Below are 20596 nucleotides of genomic sequence, written 5' to 3'. Positions count from 1 at the left end.
AGTGAGTGGAAGCCCGCAGAACCTGGTTCTGTGGGAATTTGTTTTTTCCGAACAATTCACGTTGCTGTGGCTTCTCAGGCCATTATTTTGACAAGCACAAATTTCGCGTGTCGAACTATGATGGAGCCATCTTTGGAACAGAATTGGAAAATGAAGATGAATACTCGTCACATGATTATCCTGCTCGCTGCGGCCTTGATCTCCGGCTGCTCGTCGACTAGCTCGCGCCAGGATGCGGCGAAAGATGAAATTAAGGCGCAAGCGATCCGCGCCGAGGCGGTGCAAGAGAAAAAGGCCAAGGCGCAGCATCAGGCCGAGGAAATGATTCAGGCCGTGCCAGCCTGGTCTCTGGAACCGCCCAAGCCCGATGGCACGGGTGTCTATGCAGTGGGTATGGCGGACTCCGAAAAGCTTCCGATTGCGCTGCGCAAGGCGATGCTGCAAGGTGAGTTCGGGCTGGCCAAGATATACAGCCAGGAGATCTCCGGCTCGGAACGCTCCTATGTTCAAGACAACGGCAAGTCGGGTGTCACCGAGCAGTTCACCGGCCTGATCGATAAGCTGGTGATGCAGGTGCCACTTTCGGGCATCGAGGTGGTGCGGCAGGAAATCAAACCTATCGACGGGACCTACCATGCGTTCGTGCTGCTGAAGCTGCCGTATGACCAGTTCAATGAGGTCTTGCACAATCAGCGCACGAAGACGCGGGACACGGCGATCGCGGCTGCGTTTGATGATCTTGAGCGGCGGATCAAAGAGCGGCGCAAGCAGCGTCAGGAAGATGCGGCTCAGGTTGAACCGGCGGTCAATGCCGCGCGCGCAGATCGGGCGCCTGAATCGGCCGGAACTTTTGCACCAAGCGCCCGTGACGTATCGCCTTTGGTGGAGCCAGGCGTCGCACCAAGCGGTCCGCCATCTCAATTGAAGGAGCAGTAAGCACATGGCAGTACGAATCCCATCGATGGCTAAATGGCTCGCACGCGCGGTAGCTATGGTCGCGTGTGCGGGATTCGTGCTGCCGGCAGTTCCAGGTGAGCTGCGCCTGCAGACGTCCGCTGCAAAGCCAATCGCCTACGTCAACGGGCCGTCGTTTCAAGGGTGCGCTGCGGCAAAGGGGCCGGATGATCCAGTGGCGCTGCGAATGGCCGTGCTGCAGGCCAGAGCAGTTTTGTCGCGTTCGCGCAGTCTGACCGTTGGCGGTGTGGAAAAACTCGTCGCCGGCGACGGCGGGTTGCACTTGGTCGGCCAAGTGCGCGAGGTTAGCGAAGGCTTTCAAGCTCCCGTGAGCATTGTCGAAAAGAGTTACGTTAAGGATGACGGCGCGTTGCAACTCTGTGTCCTGATCGTTGAAAATTCCGTGAGTTAATACACGCCCCGCCTTTATCCTATGGAAGCCCTGAAAATTGTTCGTGTTGCAGCGTTCGCCGGCATGGTCCTGTGTGTCATGACCGCGCGCGCTGACTTCACTGGTCCATTTAGCACCGAGTACGTCATTGGTGATGGTGAAACCAAGGCCTCGGCGCGCCTGGTGGCTATGGACCAACTGAAGAAGGCCGCAGCGGCGTCAGCAGGCAGCTATGTGCAGAGCACGACCGTTCTCGACAATTCAAAGGACCTGAAGGAAAGCGTCGAAGTACTGACGGCATCTGTTGTTCGGCTGTCCAACGTCAAGGAGCGTTCGTCGCTGAATAGTGCTGGCCAGCTGGTCTTGCAGTTGTCTGCGACGGCGACGGTTGACGAGACAGAACTGGCCCGTCGCGTTAAGGCCGTGCGTGAGGACCGGGCGAAAGCCAAGTTGCTCGAGCGTGTACAGGCAGAAAACGCGATGCTGCATCGTAACCTGTTGCAGATCCAGTCGTCGCTGGGTAAGAAGATCGATCCTACGGCGACGTCCGACTTGCTGCGTCGCCAGGCTGCTGCCCTGAAAGGTATTGACGACAACGTCGCAACGGTGGAAGCAGCGTTCGAACCGGGATCGATTATTCGTGCCGCGGAAGAGGACGAGGCGAATTTTACTGCTGCCAAGCGCATAGTCGATCGGTTGGTGGTTGACGCCGTCTTGAGCTCGCCGGTGAATGTCGTTCTGGACGGCGCGGAAAGGACGGGGGGGCAGTATGTCATCCGGGCTCACGTTGCGTGGCAGTTTGACGCTGCCGAGCTTGCGCAAGCATTGCGACAGTTTTTGAACGTTGATGTGGTCAAAGGTGATATCCATATTTCGGAGTTCAGCAATCAGAACGGCCGAGGACCAGATCCGCTCAGCCAGCGTCTTTTCCAGTACCTGAGCACGCAGGGGATTGACCTGGTCGTGAGCACGGGGGCGAGGGAAGTGCGAGTGCCAGTTCTTTACTATGGCGACGACTTCTCAACTTGCGGTCCTTATGGCTCGATTCGGTCCTACACGATCAAATACGTGTGTCTGGTTTCGAAGGATCGGCGTGCGGCGAGCCGCCGTGGCGAGCTGGGTTCTGAAGGTGACCAGGTGCGCATTCGCGTCACGGAAAATGAGGCGAAGAAGATCTCGCAATTGAACGCGCGCATGGTACTGGCGAACGCTGCACGGTAACGCCGCCGCGAGAGCGGGGAGTCGCGTTTTCAATACGCGATTCCCGTCTCCGCGATAAATCGGGATCGCTCGTTCTTATCAATGCTGTAGGTCAACATGACTCGCTCCCTGGCGCGCGTCAGCCCAACAAAAAAGAGGCGCCGTTCTTCGGCAATCGCATCCTGGCTATGCTGGTGAGCCGGGTCAACTGACAGCGCCTGTTCCGAAGGAATCACCTTCTCTTCACAGCCAACAATGACAACGTTGGTCCACTCCAGCCCTTTGCTGCCGTGCAGGGTCAGCAACTCAACCCCGCCTTCACTTGTCGCTTCGGTTTGTTTCGTCGCTTGAGTCAAATATGCCAAGCGGCGGCCGAGGGTGCCTTTCAGACGCTGCACGGCTTCCGCCGCCAGGTCGATGTTGCTTTTGGCGCGGTTAGAATCGGCTTGCTCCTTCATGTAGTCCCGGGCGAGGCACAACACCAGTTCATCGTTACTGGACGACAGTGCGCTCTTAATTCCTCGCAGTGCGTTTTGCAGCGCAGCCACCTTTGCGGTGACATGTGCTTCAAACCCGGTCATATTGACCTCTGCGGTCCTCATTCGGCCTAATTTTGGACCCAGTTGCTGGCGTAGCGCGGCCAGCGCGCTGCCAGGCACGTGCGACCAGGTAAGAACCTGATCGAGGCTGTTGTAGTTACCCGTCACCGTTCGCAGCAGGCCTAGAAACACGACGACTTCCTGTCTGTCCCAGAAAGACTCGCCCTTGGGCCGCGTATAGGGGATGCCAAAGGAGAGGAGGGCGGTCTCCATCTTGTTCAGCAGCCACTTGTTTCTGGCCAGGACGGCCCATTCCTTTTTGGGGATGTCGTAGGTATGCTCGCCGGGCGCAGTTCTCGTGGCCTGGGCGATTATCGATGCAATGTGCTTTACTTCAGCCTCCTTGTTGGGGAAGCGCTGGATTTGTATCAATCCACCTTTTCCGTTGTGCGCATCGAAACGCTTTGGCACCCGGTGGGCATTGTTGCTGATCAGAATATCGGCGCAGCGGACGATCTCAGTGCGACTGCGGTAGTTCATCCCGAGGGTGATCACTTGGGCTGAGAAATCCTGGATGTAGCGCATCATGCCTTGGTAGCCCATCGCTTGGCGCCAAGCGTAAATGCTTTGATCGTCGTCGCCGACTACCGTGTACACAGGGCGGCGAGAGTATGGCGCCCTCGCCAGGAGCATATAGATCTCATATAGCCAGCAATACTGCACGTAGTCAGTATCCTGGAATTCATCCACAAAGACGTGGGTGACGGCGATCGGTGCCACGGTGCCGCTGCGCATGCCGCGCACGCACCGCATCAGAATTTCCTGGAGGTCGATTACCTTTTTATCGGCGGCGAGGCTGTTGTACACCTCGAGGAGCCGCGCCGCTACCGGCGCTGGACTTTTGGGTTCAAAGCGGCGCTTCAGCCCCTCAATCAAGTAGATGGCGTCTTGCAGACAAATGCGGTCCTCATCGGGCAGGTCGTCAAGGCACATCTCGGCTTTAACCTGTTCATAGGCCATTTCGTAGAAGATGTGCTGTTCGGGCTCGGAGATGATACGCGGCATTTGGCGCGCATTTTGCAACTGCTCGATGGCAATGGAATGGAACGTGCCGGAGATGATCTGGTCTGCGTATTCGTTACCGACCGTGTTGATGATGCGGGCTCTGAGTTCGTCTGCCGCATCGCGCGTGAAGGTCACGGCGAGAATACGCGCGTTTGGATACTTCGTGAGGATTGCTTTCGCTTTAGCTTCCAGTAGCTTCGTTTTACCCGAACCAGGACCTGCAACGACCAGACAGGAACTGTCGATGGTGTTGCAGGCGATTTGCTGATCCGGATTGAGCTTGGGGCCAGACAACTTATACCGTCTCAGCTACGACGCCTGTCGTCTGTTCATCCACCGTTGCTTCTTTTGGCGCCGCCGGCTTGCGGGCCCGGGGTTTGGCTGCCGCCACCGCCAGGTCGCCGGCCGGCTGCGCACCATATTCGCCAGCTGCTTCGCCAGCTGCTTCGCCGCCGGCTTCGTCATCGTGTTGCTGGTCGTCTTCGGAGTCGACCAGAGCCGGTACTTGACCCTTGGCGTTCAGGCGTTTGCGCAGGCCCATGAACAGTTCGCGTGCAGTGGAGGCGATCGCGCGCATCTGCTTTTTCACCTCGCGCTCTGTGCGCGCCCGGGTCTGGTCGTCCATCAGGTCGCCAATCCACAGCGTATGGACCTTGGAAATGTAGGTGTCGGCCAGGATCAGCAGTTCGAGATGGCGGGTCGAGGTCCGGGAGGTCAGTTTGACGCCGCCTTCGGACGGTGCCTTCCAGTAGAAGTTGCCCAAGTTCGCGTCTTCGATCTCGAGGTTGGCTGCTTTGATTACTGCTTCCAGGAAGTCCTTGGACTTTTGCATACGTTCGTTCAGGTGGTCTTCGGCTTGTTTAGCCTGCTCTTCTCCGAGCAGTACGCGGCCAAACACCGAGATGAAGTGGCAGTTGCGCGCCGTGATGTAGAACGTCCGTTTGAACAGGTTTTGAACCACTGGGCTGCCGAACTGGACCTGCTTTTCCAGCACCGCACCGGTGAACTTGTCCATCCACGCGGCTTTCGCGTCCTGAATTGCGGGGTTGGCGATTACGCCGTCGGTTCTCATTTCCACGAGATGCTCCTTGCAGTTTATTGTTGGTCCCCAAGTTGGGACGGATTGTCACCACACGGACATATTGCCATGTGCGTGTCAACGGAAATTTCCGCAATGTGGTCCGTTTTGGGCACTTTACAAACTTTTCGGTGGCAGGCGACCTTGTCCGACAGCGGGCGGTTCAAGGGAGCGTTGACAGCGCCGAAGTGCAGCGTTAGCATGGCAACGTCTCTGTACGTCTTTCGGGACCGCAAGCTAGGCGTCACAAGCATGTTGCATGTCACAAATTTCCCTCCGAGCTCTTACGCTCCCGCGCCGGCATCCGTGCGCTTTTCCAATTCATTCGCGTACGACTTGACCATTTGAGTCGATTCGTAGCTGCGTCGGCCGAAGCCTATTTCCCGTTGTGGAGTTTTCTCCATAGCGGAAAATCTGGTTTCTTTGTGCTTTGCACAGCCGTCCATCGCGGACGTGCGAGCTAATCTGATTAGCTCGAAGAAGGTGTGTGAAGGGAACGGCTTCCTTCATGCGCATATCGATACCCACTTGGGAGACACTTTGCCTCCCTCATGGGTAGCGTCGTGTCTCCGATCTGGGTTTCATGCCCCAGATCACAGCTCATCTCTTGCTGTGTCTGGCCTGCCGTGACACTCGCAGCGAAAGCTGTTTCTAACCTTAGGAGGATGCACAATGCACAAACGTTACTACTATCTGGCCCAGATCCTGTTGGCTACCGCGCTCGGCGTCTTTGGCGTCGCAGCGATGCGTGGTGATCTCGATCCAAAGGCCCAGTCTGATAAAGCTACCGCTATCGGCGCCGTTCAGGCCGCTATCGAAGCTCGCATGCAGCTGCTGGACTCCCTGGACAAGTAAGCCCGATAGGCTCGCCACGCATTCGCGTTGCGGGCCTTGTTCGGCCCACTTGATCCGGTGAATACCCAGAGCTCGTATTGCAGTGTGCCCACCGGGTGCAGTGCAATGAAAGTTTTTCCCTGGTGTGGTTTGCTGACTTCCTACCAAAGTCGCTGTCCTCGCGGATAGCACCCAAAACAGCATATCGCGATATGTCCAACAATCCCTGGCGGGGTCCGTTTCAGATCCCCCTCCAAAAGGGATCCGTGCGCCCGCCGATTCTTACTTGGAGGTGCACCATGAGCAGTACTATTCAATTTCGGCAGCGGCCACATCGCGGCCGCCTACGTCACGATCCAGCCTGGATTAACACCCGGGCGCTTGAACTACATTGCGCGTTCGCTGCCGCCGCCGGCGTCAGCGAGGACGACTATGTTCATCCGATCAAGCGCGCTTCCGTGATGTTGAAGGAAGAGATGGTCGCCAAAAAGCTGAGCTCTATCGCGTTCAGCCAGACCCGCAAGGTTCAAATCCCCGGTACCAAAGTAAGCCTGCACTTCTGGGCTACTACCGGTGGTGACGTACTGGTTCTGAAAGAGGAGACCGGGCGCAAGCCAGGTAGTTTTGTCTTCGCTGCACGGTACCCGGGCAAGCTGTCGTTTGATCAGGTCGTCGAGAAGTATCAGGGTTTGGCCAACGACTTCGGCGCACGCTTAGCCTCTATGGGCGAAGCCGATATCGCTCGAGCTGCTTGAGGTGCGAATGATGAATACCGTTCGCATCCCCAAAGGCTTTACGCCACCTGACTATCAACCTGCACCGTTCCTGCCTGGCATGGATGATCCTATCCTCGTTGAGTGGGAACGCAACAAGTTCGTTCGTGCCGCTGCCCGTGAGTTTCGTCTGCAAACACGTGCTTTGGCTGTCGAGTCTCAGCCAAAGTTCCGTTCGCGCGACGACTTCACACTGGAGTTCGAGTTTCACTTCGATGCAGATTTCGCTCCGTTGGATCTGCAAATCGACGACATTGACGTTGACCTTCGTTTGGGCGGCTTCCATGCTCAGACTCAGGTCTCCTTCGTGAACCTCGAGGCGCCGGAGATGCACCAGCCCCGCGCGGTGCTGCATCCTCAGCCACGTGCCAAGCCGGGTCGTGGACGTCGCAATCCTGAACCCTTGGTGAAGGATGAGGTTGTTTTCTGGACCGACGCTGAAGAGCTGGTGATGAAGCATGAACTTATTGCCGAATCGCTGCAGGCTCTGGCTCGTTCCAAAAATGCTGACGAAAAGGCTGACGTTCTGGTCTGGATGTTTGGCAATAACGAGGATGACGCGATGAGCGACTACTCGTTCGAGAACGTCTGCGCTGATCTGAACATGGATGCGCATGCTATCCGTGCAAAGTTGGTGCAGCACATGCGTGAATGTGTTCCTTCAGACGATGAGATCATTTTCACGTTCGCCAAGTCGTACAAGCATTACTTCAAAAATGGGAAGTTCACTGAACGTACAGTTCCTGTGAAATATTCGCTTGATCTCACTGATTCGTCTTACCCCTTGCTCGAACTGGAAACCTTGGATCGTACGCATAAGGACATTGTCCCCGCGTGCTTTACATCGTGCCTGGTTCGTCGAGAAAGTGGACGGTCCGATCGAGACGAAGTGAAGCCCGAAGTTCTTTAAAACCCCTTGCGGGGACATGTCTCCCGCTGTCGGGGTCGTGTCTCCGCAATTTCAATCTTGAATCTCAAGGGAAGGAAATTGTCATGCACGAAAATCTTATCAAGCAGCTCGGTGTTACCAAGACTGCACTGTTTCATCTGATGAACGCGATCAATTCGGGCAAGGTGGTACCCGAGGACATCCTGTCGAAGTTTGACGAGGCCGTACATAAGTCGCAGCTCCTGGAAAGTGCAGTTGCGCTTCCGCAGGCTGCGGTGCGTGCTGTCGACTCCAAGTCGGCCGCGCAGCGCCGCGATGAGTTCATCAAGATGCACGCCAAGCAGCCGAAGGAGTTCGATGCAAGTGTGCTGGGCATCAATGGCTTTCCCTTGCCGCTGAAGGGCTACGCCGAACCCAATGCCTTTGTTCCTCGCGAAGGTTCGGACTATGTTCTTCGTCCGGATCTGTTGCGGGTAATGATTGCCTGGCTGTTAGGTGGAAGTATGGATTCATGCTTGCACTTTTTCGGCCCAACGGGTTCAGGGAAGACGAGTTTCGCGCGCCGTGTGGCGGAACTTCTCAATATCCCTGTGCTGAGCTACACCTGCAATCAGGACACCGACATGGATCATCTGCTTGGCCACTACGTGGTCAACGAGTCCGGTGGCATGGTATGGAAGGATGGCCCTGTGACCCTGGCTGTTCGTGCCGGCTGGTGGGTTCAGCTTAACGAGATGGACTATGCCAGCCCTGCTGTTTTGGCCGGCTTGAACGACATTATGGAAGGCAGGGGTTTCTACCTGACTGCCACGAATGAGTTCATCGAGTTCCATCCTGACGCGCGCATCATGGTGACGTCCAATACCTCCGGCATGGGTGATCAGACCGGTGGTTCCTATGTCGGCACGCAGCAGCAGAATCTGGCGTTCCTGGATCGGCTTGAATCGATCCCGGTGGACTACATGGACTCTGCAGCGGAAGTGTCGTTGGTGCAGATGGATCTCGGTCCGCTCGCCAACATTCTTCCGGAACTGGCGCCGCGCCTGGTAAAGGTGGCGACTCAGATTCGTGCTCAGTACATGGGGGAGAATGCCGCAAGCAGTGCTCTGGAAGTGACCATGTCGACACGCGCCTTGCGTCGTTGGGCTCGCAAAATTCTGTTGTTCAAGAACATTGCGAGCAAAGGCGAAGATCCGATCCAGTTTGCTCTTGGATTGGCATTGACGAACAAGTGCACCAGGCCTACGCAGCATGCTATTGCCAATCTGGTCACTGCCGAGGTCGGTGCTTGGGCCAGTTTGACCAAGCCTTCTGTCGCTGCAGCTGCCACCGGCACCTAAGTGCAAAACTCCTCGGTGCCCCCACCGAGGAGTTCTTTTTAAGGAGGGCATATGCCAAATCATGTAATGGTGTTCCAGCGACTGTTTGCAGATGGTCGTCTACGAAATGAATGGAGCATCACTGTTCCTTCCGCCGACGCGCTGTTTGTGTTGGCAAGGGGTACGGAGAATCGCTACGTGAAGTCCTTTGTCAATGCACGAGAGATTCCCAAATTGATCGAGGACAAGCAAGCTGCCGGTTTCGTCCCTGTCGGGCTGTTCGAGACCGACGGTGCGCGCGTTGGTCTGCGCATCGGCGATATCGATCCTTGCTGGATTCAAGCTCATGAGTCGCCTGACCCTATCGCTAATACGCCGGCCAACCTGTTCTTTAGCGTTGACAGTCTGGTCAGTGGCTGGCCATTGCTCGCCAAGTCGTTTATCGAGCCTCACGCAGTTTGCGAGGTCGGTGAGGGCTATGTGCGGTTTCTAGGCCTGACAATCAGCGGCGACTCCCTGGGTAAGTGCCAAGGAGTTCTACGTGTTGGCCATGGGTTAGTTTGCACGGCGCTTGTTCTTGCCGTTTGCCCAATGGTGGGTATTTGCACCGTGTCGGATATCGATGGCAACGTGGTTCCTTCCGGAATCCTCGACTGTGACGCAGACCATATCCGCAGCCTGGGATGCACGTCGGCAGAAGTCGATGCGATGCGCATCGAGCTAGGTTTGCAGCCTAGTCTACGCAAGCTTCTTGAAGAAGCGGATGGTGGCATACCGATGTTCTAGGTGTGTCTTGTCCTGGAGGTCGCCCCCTTAGGCGGCTTTCAAATGGCAGCGCCTGGCCGCCATTTGACAGCCGCTTTTTGCTGTTCGTCCTATGTGGCGAGCACAAATCGGTAGCTGGGACACCGTGAACCTATTGGTTCAGCACCCAGCATTTCGCGACTTGTGTTCACAAGACTATTCAATTGCAAGAACTACTTTTCAAGGAGGCTGTCATGGGGAATGGCAATAACGTGCATTTATTGATTAGTTTGTCCCTGGCTGGTGCGTTTCTCTGTGGCGAAATCCACGGTAGAGCCGACACGGGAAAGCCGTCCATCACGTTGTTTAAAGCGATCCGGTGGATGTTTTATGTAGCCGTATCGCCTTTGATCTTTATGCGGCGTGCGTTTTTGTGGTATCGCAATAGCAAACAACGCGCGCAGTTACAGGCTATGGCGCTTGCTTCACCAGTGCCTGCATTGGACATTACGCCGAAGCCAGCACGGTCGGTTGTAAAGGATATCTGTCCTGGCGTGCAGGTGGTGTTTGCGATTAGCCAGTTCGATGTCGTGCCTACGTTGCACGTAAAGCCAGTCGCGTTGATTACAAAACTCGGTGGTGAAACGATGCAGCTTCGTGGGTATTCGATTGGCAGCGACTTTGATTTGGCTCTGTTCAACGGCATTGTGCTTCGTGTCACTGAACACGTGTTGGGTCTGCTCGCTTCGCTCGACTACCAAATTGAGTCTGTAGTGGCCCCAGAGCAGCAAGATGCACCTGGTGCACCAGAGTTGTTCGACGGAGCACCGGAGCGTGTTGTGGTGAAGGATCTCTGCAGTGGTGTGCAAGTCAAGCTGCTGAAATTCCCACGCCATATCGTCCCGGAGCTGTGGACTTGCGACGCGTTGTTGATTGAGAAGCTGGGCGGCAATTCTATGCGCTTGGCTGCCGTCGACTTCCCGGTGTTTGATTTGACGGTACTGTCTGGCATCTGCTTGGACGTGATGAAACAGGCTACCGACATATTGGCCACTTTGGGGTTTCATGTTGCCTGCCCAAACGCCAATGCATCACCGGCTGCAGATAGGGTGACTGAGGTCGCACGCGACGCTGACGAAGTGCCCGTCCGGGTTCTTTGGAAGGACGTTTGCCCCGGCGTTCGCTTGAAGTTGAACGTCTATACCCATGTCGTTGAGCCCGAGGTCCATGTCAGTACCGTCAAGTTGAAGCAAAAGCTTGGCGGTGAGGTCATGCCCTTGAAAGCAGTTGCGATGGAAAAGTTCGATCTGGATGCGCTTACCGGCATTCTGTTCACCGTTTCCTCGCAGGTGTTGTCGCTGGTTTCGTCGTTGGATGAGACGAAACCGGTGTTAGTTCAAGCTGCTGTTGCAGGTTCTATGGTTAAAAGGCCTTCTACTACTTTGGATATTCAACCTGAGGTGCAGAAGGAAATCGCGGTGTCCGTCCCTGTGACGGTCAGCGCGGCTTCGATGGCTACAGCACCGGCGCAATCGGCTGCCGCTAGCGTATCTGCTGTGTCGAACGTGTCCACCACCAAGGAAGACGTGGTTGTGGGCAAGCTCGAACAGTATGGGCTCGATAAGCGGACGTTGAACGACGTCACGGAAGGCCCAAAGGTTCGGGACTGCTATTTCGCCGATGTTAGGACTGCTTCTGGCCAAGTCGTGCGGAAGTGGGGCATCGATCTGGAGCGTGCGATCGGGGCTGCAAACGTCGACATTGGTGACAGCGTCTCGATAACGTTCACCGGAAAAGTAGGTCGTAAAAACACCTACATTGTGCGTCGCGGCTAGATTGCGACATCTCAAGTGCGGGCTTCCAATTACGGGAGCTTGCACGTTTTTTTTCAACCCCTTGGCCTTCGCATCGTTTTTCGATGACTGGGCCAATTTCCTTGCCTCGCGCAGAAAGGAAGTCAATGCAAGTTAAGCACCTCAACGTACCAATATTGCTCGTGGAGTCAGCCGATGATGCGGTCAAGCTGTGTATGGAAGCTCAATCGTCACGTGGGATGCCGGTTCGCCAGTTCTTCTTCTTGGATCTTGGTGGAAGTGTTTTTGATGTCTCCTGTGATGGTGGTGCGCTCAGTATCGAAGGGGTGGTCGTTAACACCGAGCTCGATGTTGCAGCCAAGGCTGGCAAGCTTTTTACAAGGATTGTGAACTGAGGTGCTGTATGCCCTATTCAAATTTTCGGTATTTCAATTCGCAGGTATTGCGCTCCGCTGCTTATGACGCCTCGGCCGGCAATCTGATCTTGGTGTTCCGTTCTGGCAGTGCCTACTTGTATGTGGGCGTGTCTGAACAGGTCTACCATGATCTGGTGTCGGCGGCATCGATTGGCTCGCATTTTCACGCTGCATTCCGACCAGCCTTTGTTGGCCGGCCTCTGAGTGCTCTGGAAGTCGATCAGTTGATGTGCTCAGATGCAGTGGTGAGTGCACGCGCTTCTGTGTTCTTAACCCTGTCAGACGGTCTTCCAGTGATGGACTTTGGTCAATAAAATTCCGTCCCAGTTGGCCTATTGTTGTGGTGCCCCGTGATTTAGTCTTGCGCCATCGTGCGTGTGGGCTAAGTTCACGGGGCATTTTCTTTGGTGCATACACGGTGGACCTCAGATCTCGACTGCGCATCCGATTCCTGGCGTCGCGGTGATGCGCCTCGGGGGCGGGCAGACGCTTGCGTAGCGCTTTCCTCTAGTGCTACCACTGGCTGATCTGGTCGGGTTCGAACGTCGTGATAGGTGGTGTTGAAATCGCGTTTGCGCGCTTGACTTCTGCCCGGCAAATAGGCACCATTGATTCACGCCAGTTCTTTTGGCCGCTAGCGTGGCGACAAGCGCATTCCACACTACGTTCTGCTGTCTTGCAGGACTTCCCTTCGTGTTCACTCCCTCGAGTGATACTCACCCAGCTGACCTTGTTTTTCAGTGATCGCGTATCACCGAAAAGCGTGGTTTGTTTGGGCATTTCTCCGCTGGTAGTAGCCCAGATTGCAGGCCTATGCGCCTGCCTTCACCAGCATCTTGACAGTATGTCGCTCTCCAACAGCATCCGCTGCCTGGGGCAATCCACTCCCTTTGCGGGTTTCAGTCTGAATCCCCGCTTTGGGGATTGAGGTTGGCACCCATGACGGGGGATTCTTTTTTTAAAGGAGAACATCATGCATAACGAAGCTAAGCACTTTGTCAATCAAAGCCTGGTAGTGAAACGTAACGGTGCTGTTGTACCGTTCGATCGCGAAAAGGTGCGCGCGGCTGTAGCGAGCGCGTATCTCAAGGACGAGCATGGCATCCCTTGGGTGCCTGGCAAAAGCTCTCTGTCGCAGCACGAGCGTGATTCGGTGGACCGAGTCACCGAGGCAGTCGTGCAGTTGGTGGTTGAGCAGCCGGCGTCCTCTGTGCACATCGAGACCATTCAGGACCTGGTGGAGATGACCCTGATGCGTGTCGGTGATCACAAGGTGGCCCGGGCGTACGTTCTGTACCGTGCCATGCATACGGATCAGCGCGCACCAGCAGGTGTAGCTGGGGCCGGGCCAGACGCGGTTACGCTGGCTGACGGCAATCCGGTTCGTCGCAGCGAGATCGAAGGTCTGATTCTGGAAGCTGGTGACGGCCTTCCTGGATTTGATCATCGACCGATCGTCGACCGCACCATGCAGTTGTTGTTCCAGGGCATGTCGCGCCAGGAACTGGATAAGGCGATTTTGCTCGAAGCCAGGACGCTGATGGAGAAGGACCCCATCTACGACTTTGCCACCGCGCGCCTGTTGCTCAATACCGCTCGCTCTGAGGTCTTCGGCAAGTCGGTCTCGCAGCATGACGCCGGTACCGAATACGCTGCGCAGTTCGTTGCGTATCTCGACCGCGGTGTGAGCGCCTGTATGCTCGATCCACGTGTGCATGGCTTTGACTTGGCTGCGCTCGCGTCGGCTTTGCGCGCAGAGCGTGATCTTCAGTTCGGCTACCTTGGACTGCAGACCTTGTATGACCGCTACTTGCTGCACATCGATGGCAAGCGCTTCGAGTTGCCACAGTGGTTGTTCATGCGCGTCGCCATGGGTCTTGCCTTTAACGAGGCAGATCCCACCGGCAAGGCCATCGAGTTCTATGAAGTGTTGTCCAAGTTCGACTTCATGTGCTCGACGCCGACGCTATTTAACGCCGCGACCCTCCGCCCTCAGTTGTCGTCGTGCTTTTTGACGACCATTTCTGATGACCTGGAAGGAATCTACGACAGCATCAAGCAAAATGCTCTGCTGGCGAAGTTTGCCGGCGGCCTTGGCAATGACTGGACTCCCGTCCGTGCTCTGGGCGCCCACATCAAGGGTACCAACGGCAAGTCGCAAGGCATCGTCCCGTTCCTCAAGGTGGCAAATGATACGGCCGTCGCAGTCAATCAGGGCGGCAAGCGCAAGGGGGCAGTTTGCGCGTATCTGGAAACGTGGCACTTGGACATTGAGGAGTTCCTCGATCTGCGCAAGAACGTGGGCGATGACCGCCGCCGCACGCACGACATGAACACGGCCAACTGGATTCCCGACCTGTTCATGAAGCGTGTGTCCAGCCAGGGCATGTGGACGTTGTTCTCGCCGTCCGAAGTGCCCGAGCTGCATGACCTGTATGGCGCTCAGTTTGAGCGCGCGTACGAGGCCTATGAAGCGAAGGCCTTGGCAGGTGATTTGCGCCAGTTCAAGCAGGTGCCCGCGTTGGAGTTGTGGCGCAAGATGTTGACCATGTTGTTTGAGACCGGCCATCCTTGGATCACGTTCAAGGATCCATGCAATATTCGGTCTCCTCAACGCCACGTTGGCGTCGTTCACAGCTCTAATCTCTGTACGGAGATTACGCTAAACACGAATAAGTCGGAGACGGCCGTGTGCAACCTGGGTTCGGTTAACCTGGTGGCGCACATCGTCAACGGCGCGATTGATCGTGTAAAGCTGCAACGCACGGTACGCGTAGCAATGAGAATGCTGGACAACGTCATTGACCTGAACTACTACACAGTGGATCAGGCCCGTGACGCCAACCTGCGGCATCGCCCGGTGGGTCTCGGTGTGATGGGCTTCCAGGACATGCTGCATGAACTGGGCATCCCATACGCATCGCACGAAGCTGTGCAACTGGCTGATGTGTCGAGCGAAGTGGTCTGCTACTACGCCTATCTCGCTTCGACTGAGTTGGCCGAGGAGCGCGGCGCCTATGCATCGTTTGTAGGGTCTTCGTGGTCGAACGGCATACTGCCGCTCGATACGATCAACCTGCTTAAATGCGAGCGCGGTCCCCAGTTTGTGGAAGTTGACACTGCCAGCCATGCGAATTGTGATTGGGAGTTTCTGCGTGGCCGGATTGCGGCTTTCGGCATGCGCAATTCCAATTGCTGCGCTATCGCGCCGACTGCGACGATTTCCAACATTGTTGGCGTGTCGCCCTCCATCGAGCCGTCCTACCAGCAGTTGTATGTCAAGTCCAACATGGCTGGTGAATTCATCGAGTGCAACCGCTACTTGGTGAAGGATCTGCGTGCTGCGGGCGTCTGGGACGACGTGATGGTTGCTGACCTGAAGTACTTCGACGGTAGCGTGGCCAAGATTGAGCGTGTTCCCGAGCGCATTAAGGCAATCTACGCCACGTCGTTTGAGGTTGGTGCCACGTGGTTGATCGAAGCTGCCGCTCGCCGGCAGAAGTGGATTGACCAGGCCCAGTCGTTGAACATTTACCTGGCTGGTGCTTCCGGCAAGAAGCTCGACGAGGTGTACAAGTTGGCATGGTTGCGCGGTCTGAAAACCACGTACTACCTGCGTACCCTGGCTGCCTCGAGTGCTGAGAAGTCGACCTCTGCGCCTGGTGCCCTCAACGCCGTCAACAGTTCTTCAGTGACGACGCAGGGCGCTCCAGGAGCATCAGGTAATGGTGCCGCGTGCTTCCTACGTCCGGGCGATCCTGGCTTTACGGATTGCGAGGCATGCCAGTAGGGGGAGTTTTTCAACCCTTGCACGGCTCACGTTCTGTGAGCCGTGTTTTCTAAACTCGGAGGGATCTATGCTTAACTTTGATGAAGCAGCTCAACCTGCGGACACGGTCGACGTGGTTGTTGGCGCCACCGCGCATAGCAACTCACGTGGTCGGGTTCAACTGGCCGATAAGCGTGTCATTAATGGCTCCACTGATGTCAATCAGCTGGTGCCGTTCAAGTACCAGTGGGCGTGGGACAAGTATCTGGCTGCCTGCGCGAATCACTGGATGCCGCAAGAGGTCAATATGCAACGTGATATTGAACTTTGGCGTGACCCGACAGGTTTGACGGACGACGAAAGACGTCTCGTCAAGCGTAATTTGGGCTTCTTCGTGACTGCCGATTCGCTGGCTGCCAACAACATCGTTCTTGGCACCTACCGGCATATCACGGCGCCTGAGTGCCGCCAGTATCTGCTACGCCAAGCGTTTGAAGAGGCTATTCACACCCACGCGTATCAGTACATCGTGGAATCGTTGGGCTTGGACGAGCAAGAGATTTTCAACGCGTATAACGAGGTCGACTCCATCCGTGACAAGGATGCGTTTCTGATCCCGTTCATCGACAATCTGACCGATCCAGAGTTTCGGACCGGTACGGTGGCCAATGACCAGACGCTGCTGAAGTCGCTGATTGTCTTCGCCTGCTTGATGGAAGGGTTATTCTTTTATGTCGGCTTCACGCAGATCCTTGCACTGGGCCGCCAGAACAAGATGACCGGCGCCGCGGAGCAGTATCAGTACATCCTCCGTGACGAATCGATGCACTGTAATTTTGGCATCGACCTCATCAACACGATCAAGCTGGAAAATCCGCACCTGTGGACCGACAGCTTTGTTGCCGAGATCCGCGGCTTGTTTTTCAGGGCCGTTGAACTGGAGGTACGTTACGCTGAGGACACCATGCCTCGCGGGGTGCTGGGCTTGAACTCTGCGATGTTTAAAGTCTACCTGCGCTTCATTGCAAACCGACGTGCTCGTCAGATCGGACTCGAGGCACTGTATCCGGAGGAAGGTAATCCCTTCCCTTGGATGGCCGAGATGATCGATTTGAAGAAGGAACGCAATTTCTTCGAGACTCGCGTCACGGAGTATCAGACCGGCGGTTCGCTCAGCTGGGAATGAGGCTCGGTCTTAGGAGCTGTACGTCGTTGACCGGAAGACTGGTATGGCCTAGGCCATACCAGTCGTTCCTCATCCGGCTACCCACGAGGGTTTTCGAATCATAGTCAGATTGATTCGAAAGAATTTGTGGGTGTGCCTATGCGCATACGTACAAGCTGGCAGTGATGCAGCATTTCGTTAGGTGTCACACCTTTACTTCAAGTTTTTTTCGTTTTTATTCAAACCCTGAGAGGGATGTGCCTTGTCCCTCTTGGGGCAGGTGCGTCCCCTCATTCTTATGCCCTCATGGCTAGAAAGGACGCATCATGAAAGATCTCGTTAAAGTAGCTTCGCAAAATTTGGTTGGCATTTTCCTGGATATCGATATCCCGGAGCCGGCTCGCAAAGTTGATCTCGCTGAATTTGGAATCAACGTTGCAGAGCTGTCCGCCAACGCGCTGGTTGAAATTGAGGGTGCGAAGTTGATCGATCCAAAGGATCTGACCAAGTTCCGTACCATCAAGCAGCGGATGTGGCGTGCGTATTCGCAACCCGGCCTGAAGTTCATGGGTGGTCGTGCGATGAGTCGGCCAACTGCGCTGCAGCTGTGCAAGGTACTCGATGAGTGCATTGCAGAGGCCAACCTGGAGAAGAAGTCTTTCACCGACTCCTTCTTTACCCGTGCAAAGGCTTGGGCTGAACAGCATCCTCAGCATAAGGAGGCCCTGACTAAGGCCCTCTCGAACGTCGGCAATATCGGCGAGCGTATCAAGTTCAATTACCTGCCATTCCCGATCGGCATTTTGGACGATCAGGATTCTCCTCTGAATGCAAAGATCGAAACCCAGATCGAGGGTCTCGCTGACGAGTTGTTCAGGAAGAATTCGGCGCGGGCAACTGAGATCTGGGAACAGTCGTTCATGAGTGAGGCGCCGGCCGGGAAGGGCGAAGTTAAGTCGGCGCGTATGTCGGTTAGGGCCTCGTGCCTTAAACCGATTTGCGAGTTGCGCGATAACTTCGTCGACCTGGCTTTCATTGACGATCGCGCTGAACCCGTGGTGTCGTACATCAACCACGTTCTCGGCGCGTTGCCTCCTGAGGGGCCGTTCGAAGGGCGGGATCTGAGTTCTCTGCAGATGCTGCTCATGATGTTGCGTAATGCGGACATGACCAAGCAGGTCGGCGAAATGCTTCGTGGCGGCAAGTCGTGCAACGAAGCTGACGCCTGGGTTGCACCGTTCCTCGGCTTCCAGCCGAAGAAGGCTGAAGTCGCTGCCCAATCGGTTGGCATTTTGCCCGCTTCGCGTCAGCCAGGTTTGTTGTTCGACCTGCCTGCTGTGGATGTCGCCCCGGATGTTCGGGCTGGCTTCTCGATGCCGGGTATGGATGCGGTTGTGCCTGGCTCTTCCGGTTCGGCCGGCTTCTCGATCCCGCTTATTTTCTAAGAGGCGGTCCTTCCTTCAATTGCGCCCTAGCCAGATCCATCTGGATTGGGGCGCGCTCTTACCATGGAGAATTAACATGCAACTTTTGGGATTCGACTCTGGCAGTTTTCGGCCCGACGATTTTGTGAAATCGATGCCCATCTTTGCGGCGATGCTTACGGCTTCTGACCGTTATCGTCGCTGGGTGGTTGGCGGTGAAGTCGCAAGTAGCGATGGCGATACGATTCACCTGCCGGGCATCAAGATGAAGTCACCTCGCGAGGCAGCGGCTTTTTTGGGGTACGCCCTGCATGAGCTGTCGCATCGTTGGACTGACTTTGAGATTTTCAAGCAAACGACTACGCCATTTCATCAATGGCTTACCAACGCGCTTGAGGATGTCTATACCGACAAAAAGCAGCATGTCGTGCATCCTGGTGCCAAGCCGATTTTGGATCAGCTGGCTGGGTATATGGTGGAGGAGGGCCTTGAACCACAGCCCGATGTCTCGATGCCACACACCCAGTTGATTCAGTGCTACATCCAATACCGGCTTCGCAATTCGGTTCTCGGCGAGGAGGCCTATGGCCAAATCGCTGACGAGGCTGAGCGTTTGGTTTCGAAAATTCTTCCTGCCGGCGTGCTGGCCAAGTTGCGTGCCTTGATGTTTGAGGTCGCCAACTGCGACGACAGCTGGGCCGTTCTTGAGGTCTCGAAAAGCATACTCGGCATGTTCGAGGACGCCAAGGAGCAAGACCCTCCAACTCCGGCTGATGGTAGCGCTGGTGCTGATGGTGCCTCTGATACTGGTGGTACCGATGGTGCCGATGGCTCCGCTGATGCTGGTGGTACCGATGGTGCCGATGGTTCCGCTGATGCTGGTGGTACCGATGGTGCCGACGGTTCTGCTGGCGCCGATGGTGCTGCTGGTTCCGACGGTACTGCTGGTTCCGATGGTGCCGATGGGAGTGTGGCTTCACAGGAGACATCTGTTGGTCTGGGCGCCGGTGCCATGGGCGATCTTGCCGATGGATCGAGGGGCCAAGGCGGCGATGGCTCAGCTAACGCCGGCGCGGGCGCTGGTTCTGGTGGCGCCGATGATCAGGTTGGTGCGGCTTCACCTGCGGCCAGTCAAGCGGATGGTGCCCCAGGTTCCGAAGTAGGGGACTATCGCTCGGTGATTGCGAACTTGCTTCAGATGACTTCGGAAGAGGCCATGAAAGGTATCGGTGACCAAATGAAGGATATGGTCAACGGCATCGCGCAGGAGCAACTGGCAACGGGAGAGTTTGATCCTTCACTGTGGTACACGCCAAGTGACTCCGTGGTGCAGGACGATCCGAGCGTTTCCGGCATCGCTGAAATGGACCGCGTTAGCGGTTCCGTCAATGCTTTGCGGGTGCGTCTGAACGCGTTGTTGCAAGCGCGTACTCGGTCTACGGTGTCATACAAGGACTCCGGTCGCAAGCTTGCGGTGGCACGCCTGTCCAGGCTCTCCTATGGTGATAGCCGTGTGTTTAAGGTGAAGTCCCGGGGGATTGACATCGATACTGCGGTCTTGACGTTAGGTGACCGTAGCGTTTCGATGAAGAAGGTGGTGGGCAATGGCAGGTCGCGGCTGGATTTTGCACTGGATGTGCTCTTGGCGCTTTCCATGGCCTTAGACTCAATCAAGGGCATTCAGCATTCGGTGGCTGCTTTTCCTGGAGCTGACGATTGGGTCGATGGTCGCCAGCAGTCAACCATCGACGTCCTTAAACGCTGGCGTGAGCCTACTAAACAGGTGGTCACTCGCTATAACCGGGTTAAGCCCAGTGGCGGTACTCCCGCGCATATCGCGTTGGTCTGGGCTGGCCAGGAGTTGATGAAGGTTCGGGCTGCCCGAAAGATCATTTTCATGGCCACTGACGGGGAGCCTGATGAGCCAGGTGCTGTTCGAGATGCGGTACATGACCTGCGTCGCTTGGGTGTTGAAGTAATTGGCGTTGGTCTTGGTGTGGATGTCAGTCATCTGTTTGATGCTTTCGTCCGCGTCGATGCGATCGATGAACTTGCCGGCGCGGTATTTGGCTTGATGCGCGATCGTTTGCTTGCCGCCTGATGGACTGCCGCGGACACTCTCGAGTGTTCGCGGTAATCCTTCTTTGCGATGGGGTTTGAGCGGCTGCTGCTGGGTTTTACGGCCATTCGGTGTGGTTTCCTGGACGTTGATTTGCCGTGTG

At 56.0% G+C, this 20596-nt stretch carries 17 protein-coding genes; 15 read left to right on the top strand and 2 right to left on the bottom strand.

The annotated features are described in order from the left end of the window. Positions 1-150: 150 nt before the first annotated feature. From GTP90_RS02600 to GTP90_RS02590, 3 genes are read left to right on the top strand one after another with little or no spacing between them, the layout of a single operon-like run. The gene (locus GTP90_RS02600; RefSeq protein WP_161082006.1) at positions 151-936 is read left to right on the top strand and encodes a hypothetical protein; all 786 of its coding nucleotides are present in this window, start codon (positions 151-153) and stop codon (positions 934-936) included. A 4-nt stretch (positions 937-940) separates the two neighbouring features. After that, positions 941-1366, top strand: a complete 426-nt coding sequence (locus tag GTP90_RS02595) for a hypothetical protein (RefSeq protein ID WP_161082005.1) — start codon at positions 941-943, stop codon at positions 1364-1366. A 21-nt stretch (positions 1367-1387) separates the two neighbouring features. Next, positions 1388-2566, top strand: a complete 1179-nt coding sequence (locus tag GTP90_RS02590) for a hypothetical protein (protein WP_161082004.1) — start codon at positions 1388-1390, stop codon at positions 2564-2566. 29 nt (positions 2567-2595) lie between these two features. Here GTP90_RS02590 and GTP90_RS02585 read toward each other — a convergent pair whose 3' ends face one another. Then, positions 2596-4443, bottom strand: coding sequence for an ATP-dependent helicase (locus tag GTP90_RS02585; RefSeq protein ID WP_161082003.1), 1848 nt, complete (start codon positions 4441-4443; stop codon positions 2596-2598). Between the two features lies 1 nt (position 4444). Further along, on the bottom strand, positions 4445-5227 hold the full coding sequence (locus GTP90_RS02580) for an AcaB family transcriptional regulator (protein WP_161082002.1): 783 nt from the start codon (positions 5225-5227) through the stop codon (positions 4445-4447). 672 nt (positions 5228-5899) lie between these two features. Between GTP90_RS02580 and GTP90_RS02575 the strand changes: the two genes are divergently transcribed. The 12 genes from GTP90_RS02575 to GTP90_RS02520 all read left to right on the top strand — a co-directional run bounded on the left by GTP90_RS02575 (position 5900) and on the right by GTP90_RS02520 (position 20475). Continuing rightward, positions 5900-6082 (top strand): hypothetical protein, encoded by a 183-nt coding sequence (locus GTP90_RS02575; protein ID WP_161082001.1) that lies wholly within the window; start codon positions 5900-5902, stop codon positions 6080-6082. Positions 6083-6360: 278 nt separating this feature from the next. Next, entirely contained in the window at positions 6361-6816 is a 456-nt protein-coding gene (locus GTP90_RS02570; RefSeq protein ID WP_161082000.1) for a hypothetical protein, read from the top strand. Positions 6817-6823: 7 nt separating this feature from the next. Then, the gene (locus GTP90_RS02565; protein WP_161081999.1) at positions 6824-7744 is read left to right on the top strand and encodes a hypothetical protein; all 921 of its coding nucleotides are present in this window, start codon (positions 6824-6826) and stop codon (positions 7742-7744) included. Between the two features lie 83 nt (positions 7745-7827). After that, the gene (locus GTP90_RS02560; protein ID WP_161081998.1) at positions 7828-9063 is read left to right on the top strand and encodes an AAA family ATPase; all 1236 of its coding nucleotides are present in this window, start codon (positions 7828-7830) and stop codon (positions 9061-9063) included. 51 nt (positions 9064-9114) lie between these two features. Continuing rightward, positions 9115-9828: a hypothetical protein gene (locus tag GTP90_RS02555; RefSeq protein WP_161081997.1), complete on the top strand. Its 714-nt coding sequence runs from the start codon at positions 9115-9117 to the stop codon at positions 9826-9828. 212 nt (positions 9829-10040) lie between these two features. Next, on the top strand, positions 10041-11621 hold the full coding sequence (locus tag GTP90_RS02550) for a hypothetical protein (protein WP_161081996.1): 1581 nt from the start codon (positions 10041-10043) through the stop codon (positions 11619-11621). A gap of 125 nt (positions 11622-11746) precedes the next feature. Then, positions 11747-11995 (top strand): hypothetical protein, encoded by a 249-nt coding sequence (locus GTP90_RS02545; RefSeq protein ID WP_161081995.1) that lies wholly within the window; start codon positions 11747-11749, stop codon positions 11993-11995. 8 nt (positions 11996-12003) lie between these two features. After that, positions 12004-12330: a KTSC domain-containing protein gene (locus GTP90_RS02540; RefSeq protein WP_161081994.1), complete on the top strand. Its 327-nt coding sequence runs from the start codon at positions 12004-12006 to the stop codon at positions 12328-12330. 659 nt (positions 12331-12989) lie between these two features. Next, positions 12990-15806 (top strand): ribonucleoside-diphosphate reductase subunit alpha, encoded by a 2817-nt coding sequence (locus tag GTP90_RS02535; RefSeq protein ID WP_161081993.1) that lies wholly within the window; start codon positions 12990-12992, stop codon positions 15804-15806. Positions 15807-15873: 67 nt separating this feature from the next. Continuing rightward, positions 15874-16971, top strand: coding sequence for a ribonucleotide-diphosphate reductase subunit beta (locus tag GTP90_RS02530; protein WP_161081992.1), 1098 nt, complete (start codon positions 15874-15876; stop codon positions 16969-16971). Between the two features lie 305 nt (positions 16972-17276). Beyond that, a complete protein-coding gene (locus tag GTP90_RS02525) occupies positions 17277-18395 on the top strand; it encodes a DUF3150 domain-containing protein (protein WP_161081991.1) in 1119 nt (372 codons plus the stop codon). Between the two features lie 76 nt (positions 18396-18471). Further along, positions 18472-20475 carry a vWA domain-containing protein gene (locus GTP90_RS02520; protein WP_161081990.1) on the top strand — a complete coding sequence of 668 codons (2004 nt, stop codon included), beginning with the start codon at positions 18472-18474 and terminating at the stop codon, positions 20473-20475. The last annotated feature ends 121 nt before the right edge of the window (positions 20476-20596 follow it).

Origin of the sequence: Duganella vulcania (assembly GCF_009857655.1) — a bacterium.
GTDB lineage: Bacteria > Pseudomonadota > Gammaproteobacteria > Burkholderiales > Burkholderiaceae_D > Rugamonas > Rugamonas vulcania.
Note: the sequence above shows the minus strand (reverse complement) of the source record. Positions and strands in the feature narration are given on the sequence as shown.

Bases quoted from the DNA above. Each gene is read 5' to 3' on its own strand.
- GTP90_RS02600 (WP_161082006.1), top strand. From the start codon at position 151: ATGAAGATGAATACTCGTCACATGATTATCCTGCTCGCTGCGGCCTTG.
- GTP90_RS02595 (WP_161082005.1), top strand. From the start codon at position 941: ATGGCAGTACGAATCCCATCGATGGCTAAATGGCTCGCACGCGCGGTA.
- GTP90_RS02590 (WP_161082004.1), top strand. From the start codon at position 1,388: ATGGAAGCCCTGAAAATTGTTCGTGTTGCAGCGTTCGCCGGCATGGTC.
- GTP90_RS02575 (WP_161082001.1), top strand. From the start codon at position 5,900: ATGCACAAACGTTACTACTATCTGGCCCAGATCCTGTTGGCTACCGCG.
- GTP90_RS02570 (WP_161082000.1), top strand. From the start codon at position 6,361: ATGAGCAGTACTATTCAATTTCGGCAGCGGCCACATCGCGGCCGCCTA.
- GTP90_RS02565 (WP_161081999.1), top strand. From the start codon at position 6,824: ATGATGAATACCGTTCGCATCCCCAAAGGCTTTACGCCACCTGACTAT.
- GTP90_RS02560 (WP_161081998.1), top strand. From the start codon at position 7,828: ATGCACGAAAATCTTATCAAGCAGCTCGGTGTTACCAAGACTGCACTG.
- GTP90_RS02555 (WP_161081997.1), top strand. From the start codon at position 9,115: ATGCCAAATCATGTAATGGTGTTCCAGCGACTGTTTGCAGATGGTCGT.
- GTP90_RS02550 (WP_161081996.1), top strand. From the start codon at position 10,041: ATGGGGAATGGCAATAACGTGCATTTATTGATTAGTTTGTCCCTGGCT.
- GTP90_RS02545 (WP_161081995.1), top strand. From the start codon at position 11,747: ATGCAAGTTAAGCACCTCAACGTACCAATATTGCTCGTGGAGTCAGCC.
- GTP90_RS02540 (WP_161081994.1), top strand. From the start codon at position 12,004: ATGCCCTATTCAAATTTTCGGTATTTCAATTCGCAGGTATTGCGCTCC.
- GTP90_RS02535 (WP_161081993.1), top strand. From the start codon at position 12,990: ATGCATAACGAAGCTAAGCACTTTGTCAATCAAAGCCTGGTAGTGAAA.
- GTP90_RS02530 (WP_161081992.1), top strand. From the start codon at position 15,874: ATGCTTAACTTTGATGAAGCAGCTCAACCTGCGGACACGGTCGACGTG.
- GTP90_RS02525 (WP_161081991.1), top strand. From the start codon at position 17,277: ATGAAAGATCTCGTTAAAGTAGCTTCGCAAAATTTGGTTGGCATTTTC.
- GTP90_RS02520 (WP_161081990.1), top strand. From the start codon at position 18,472: ATGCAACTTTTGGGATTCGACTCTGGCAGTTTTCGGCCCGACGATTTT.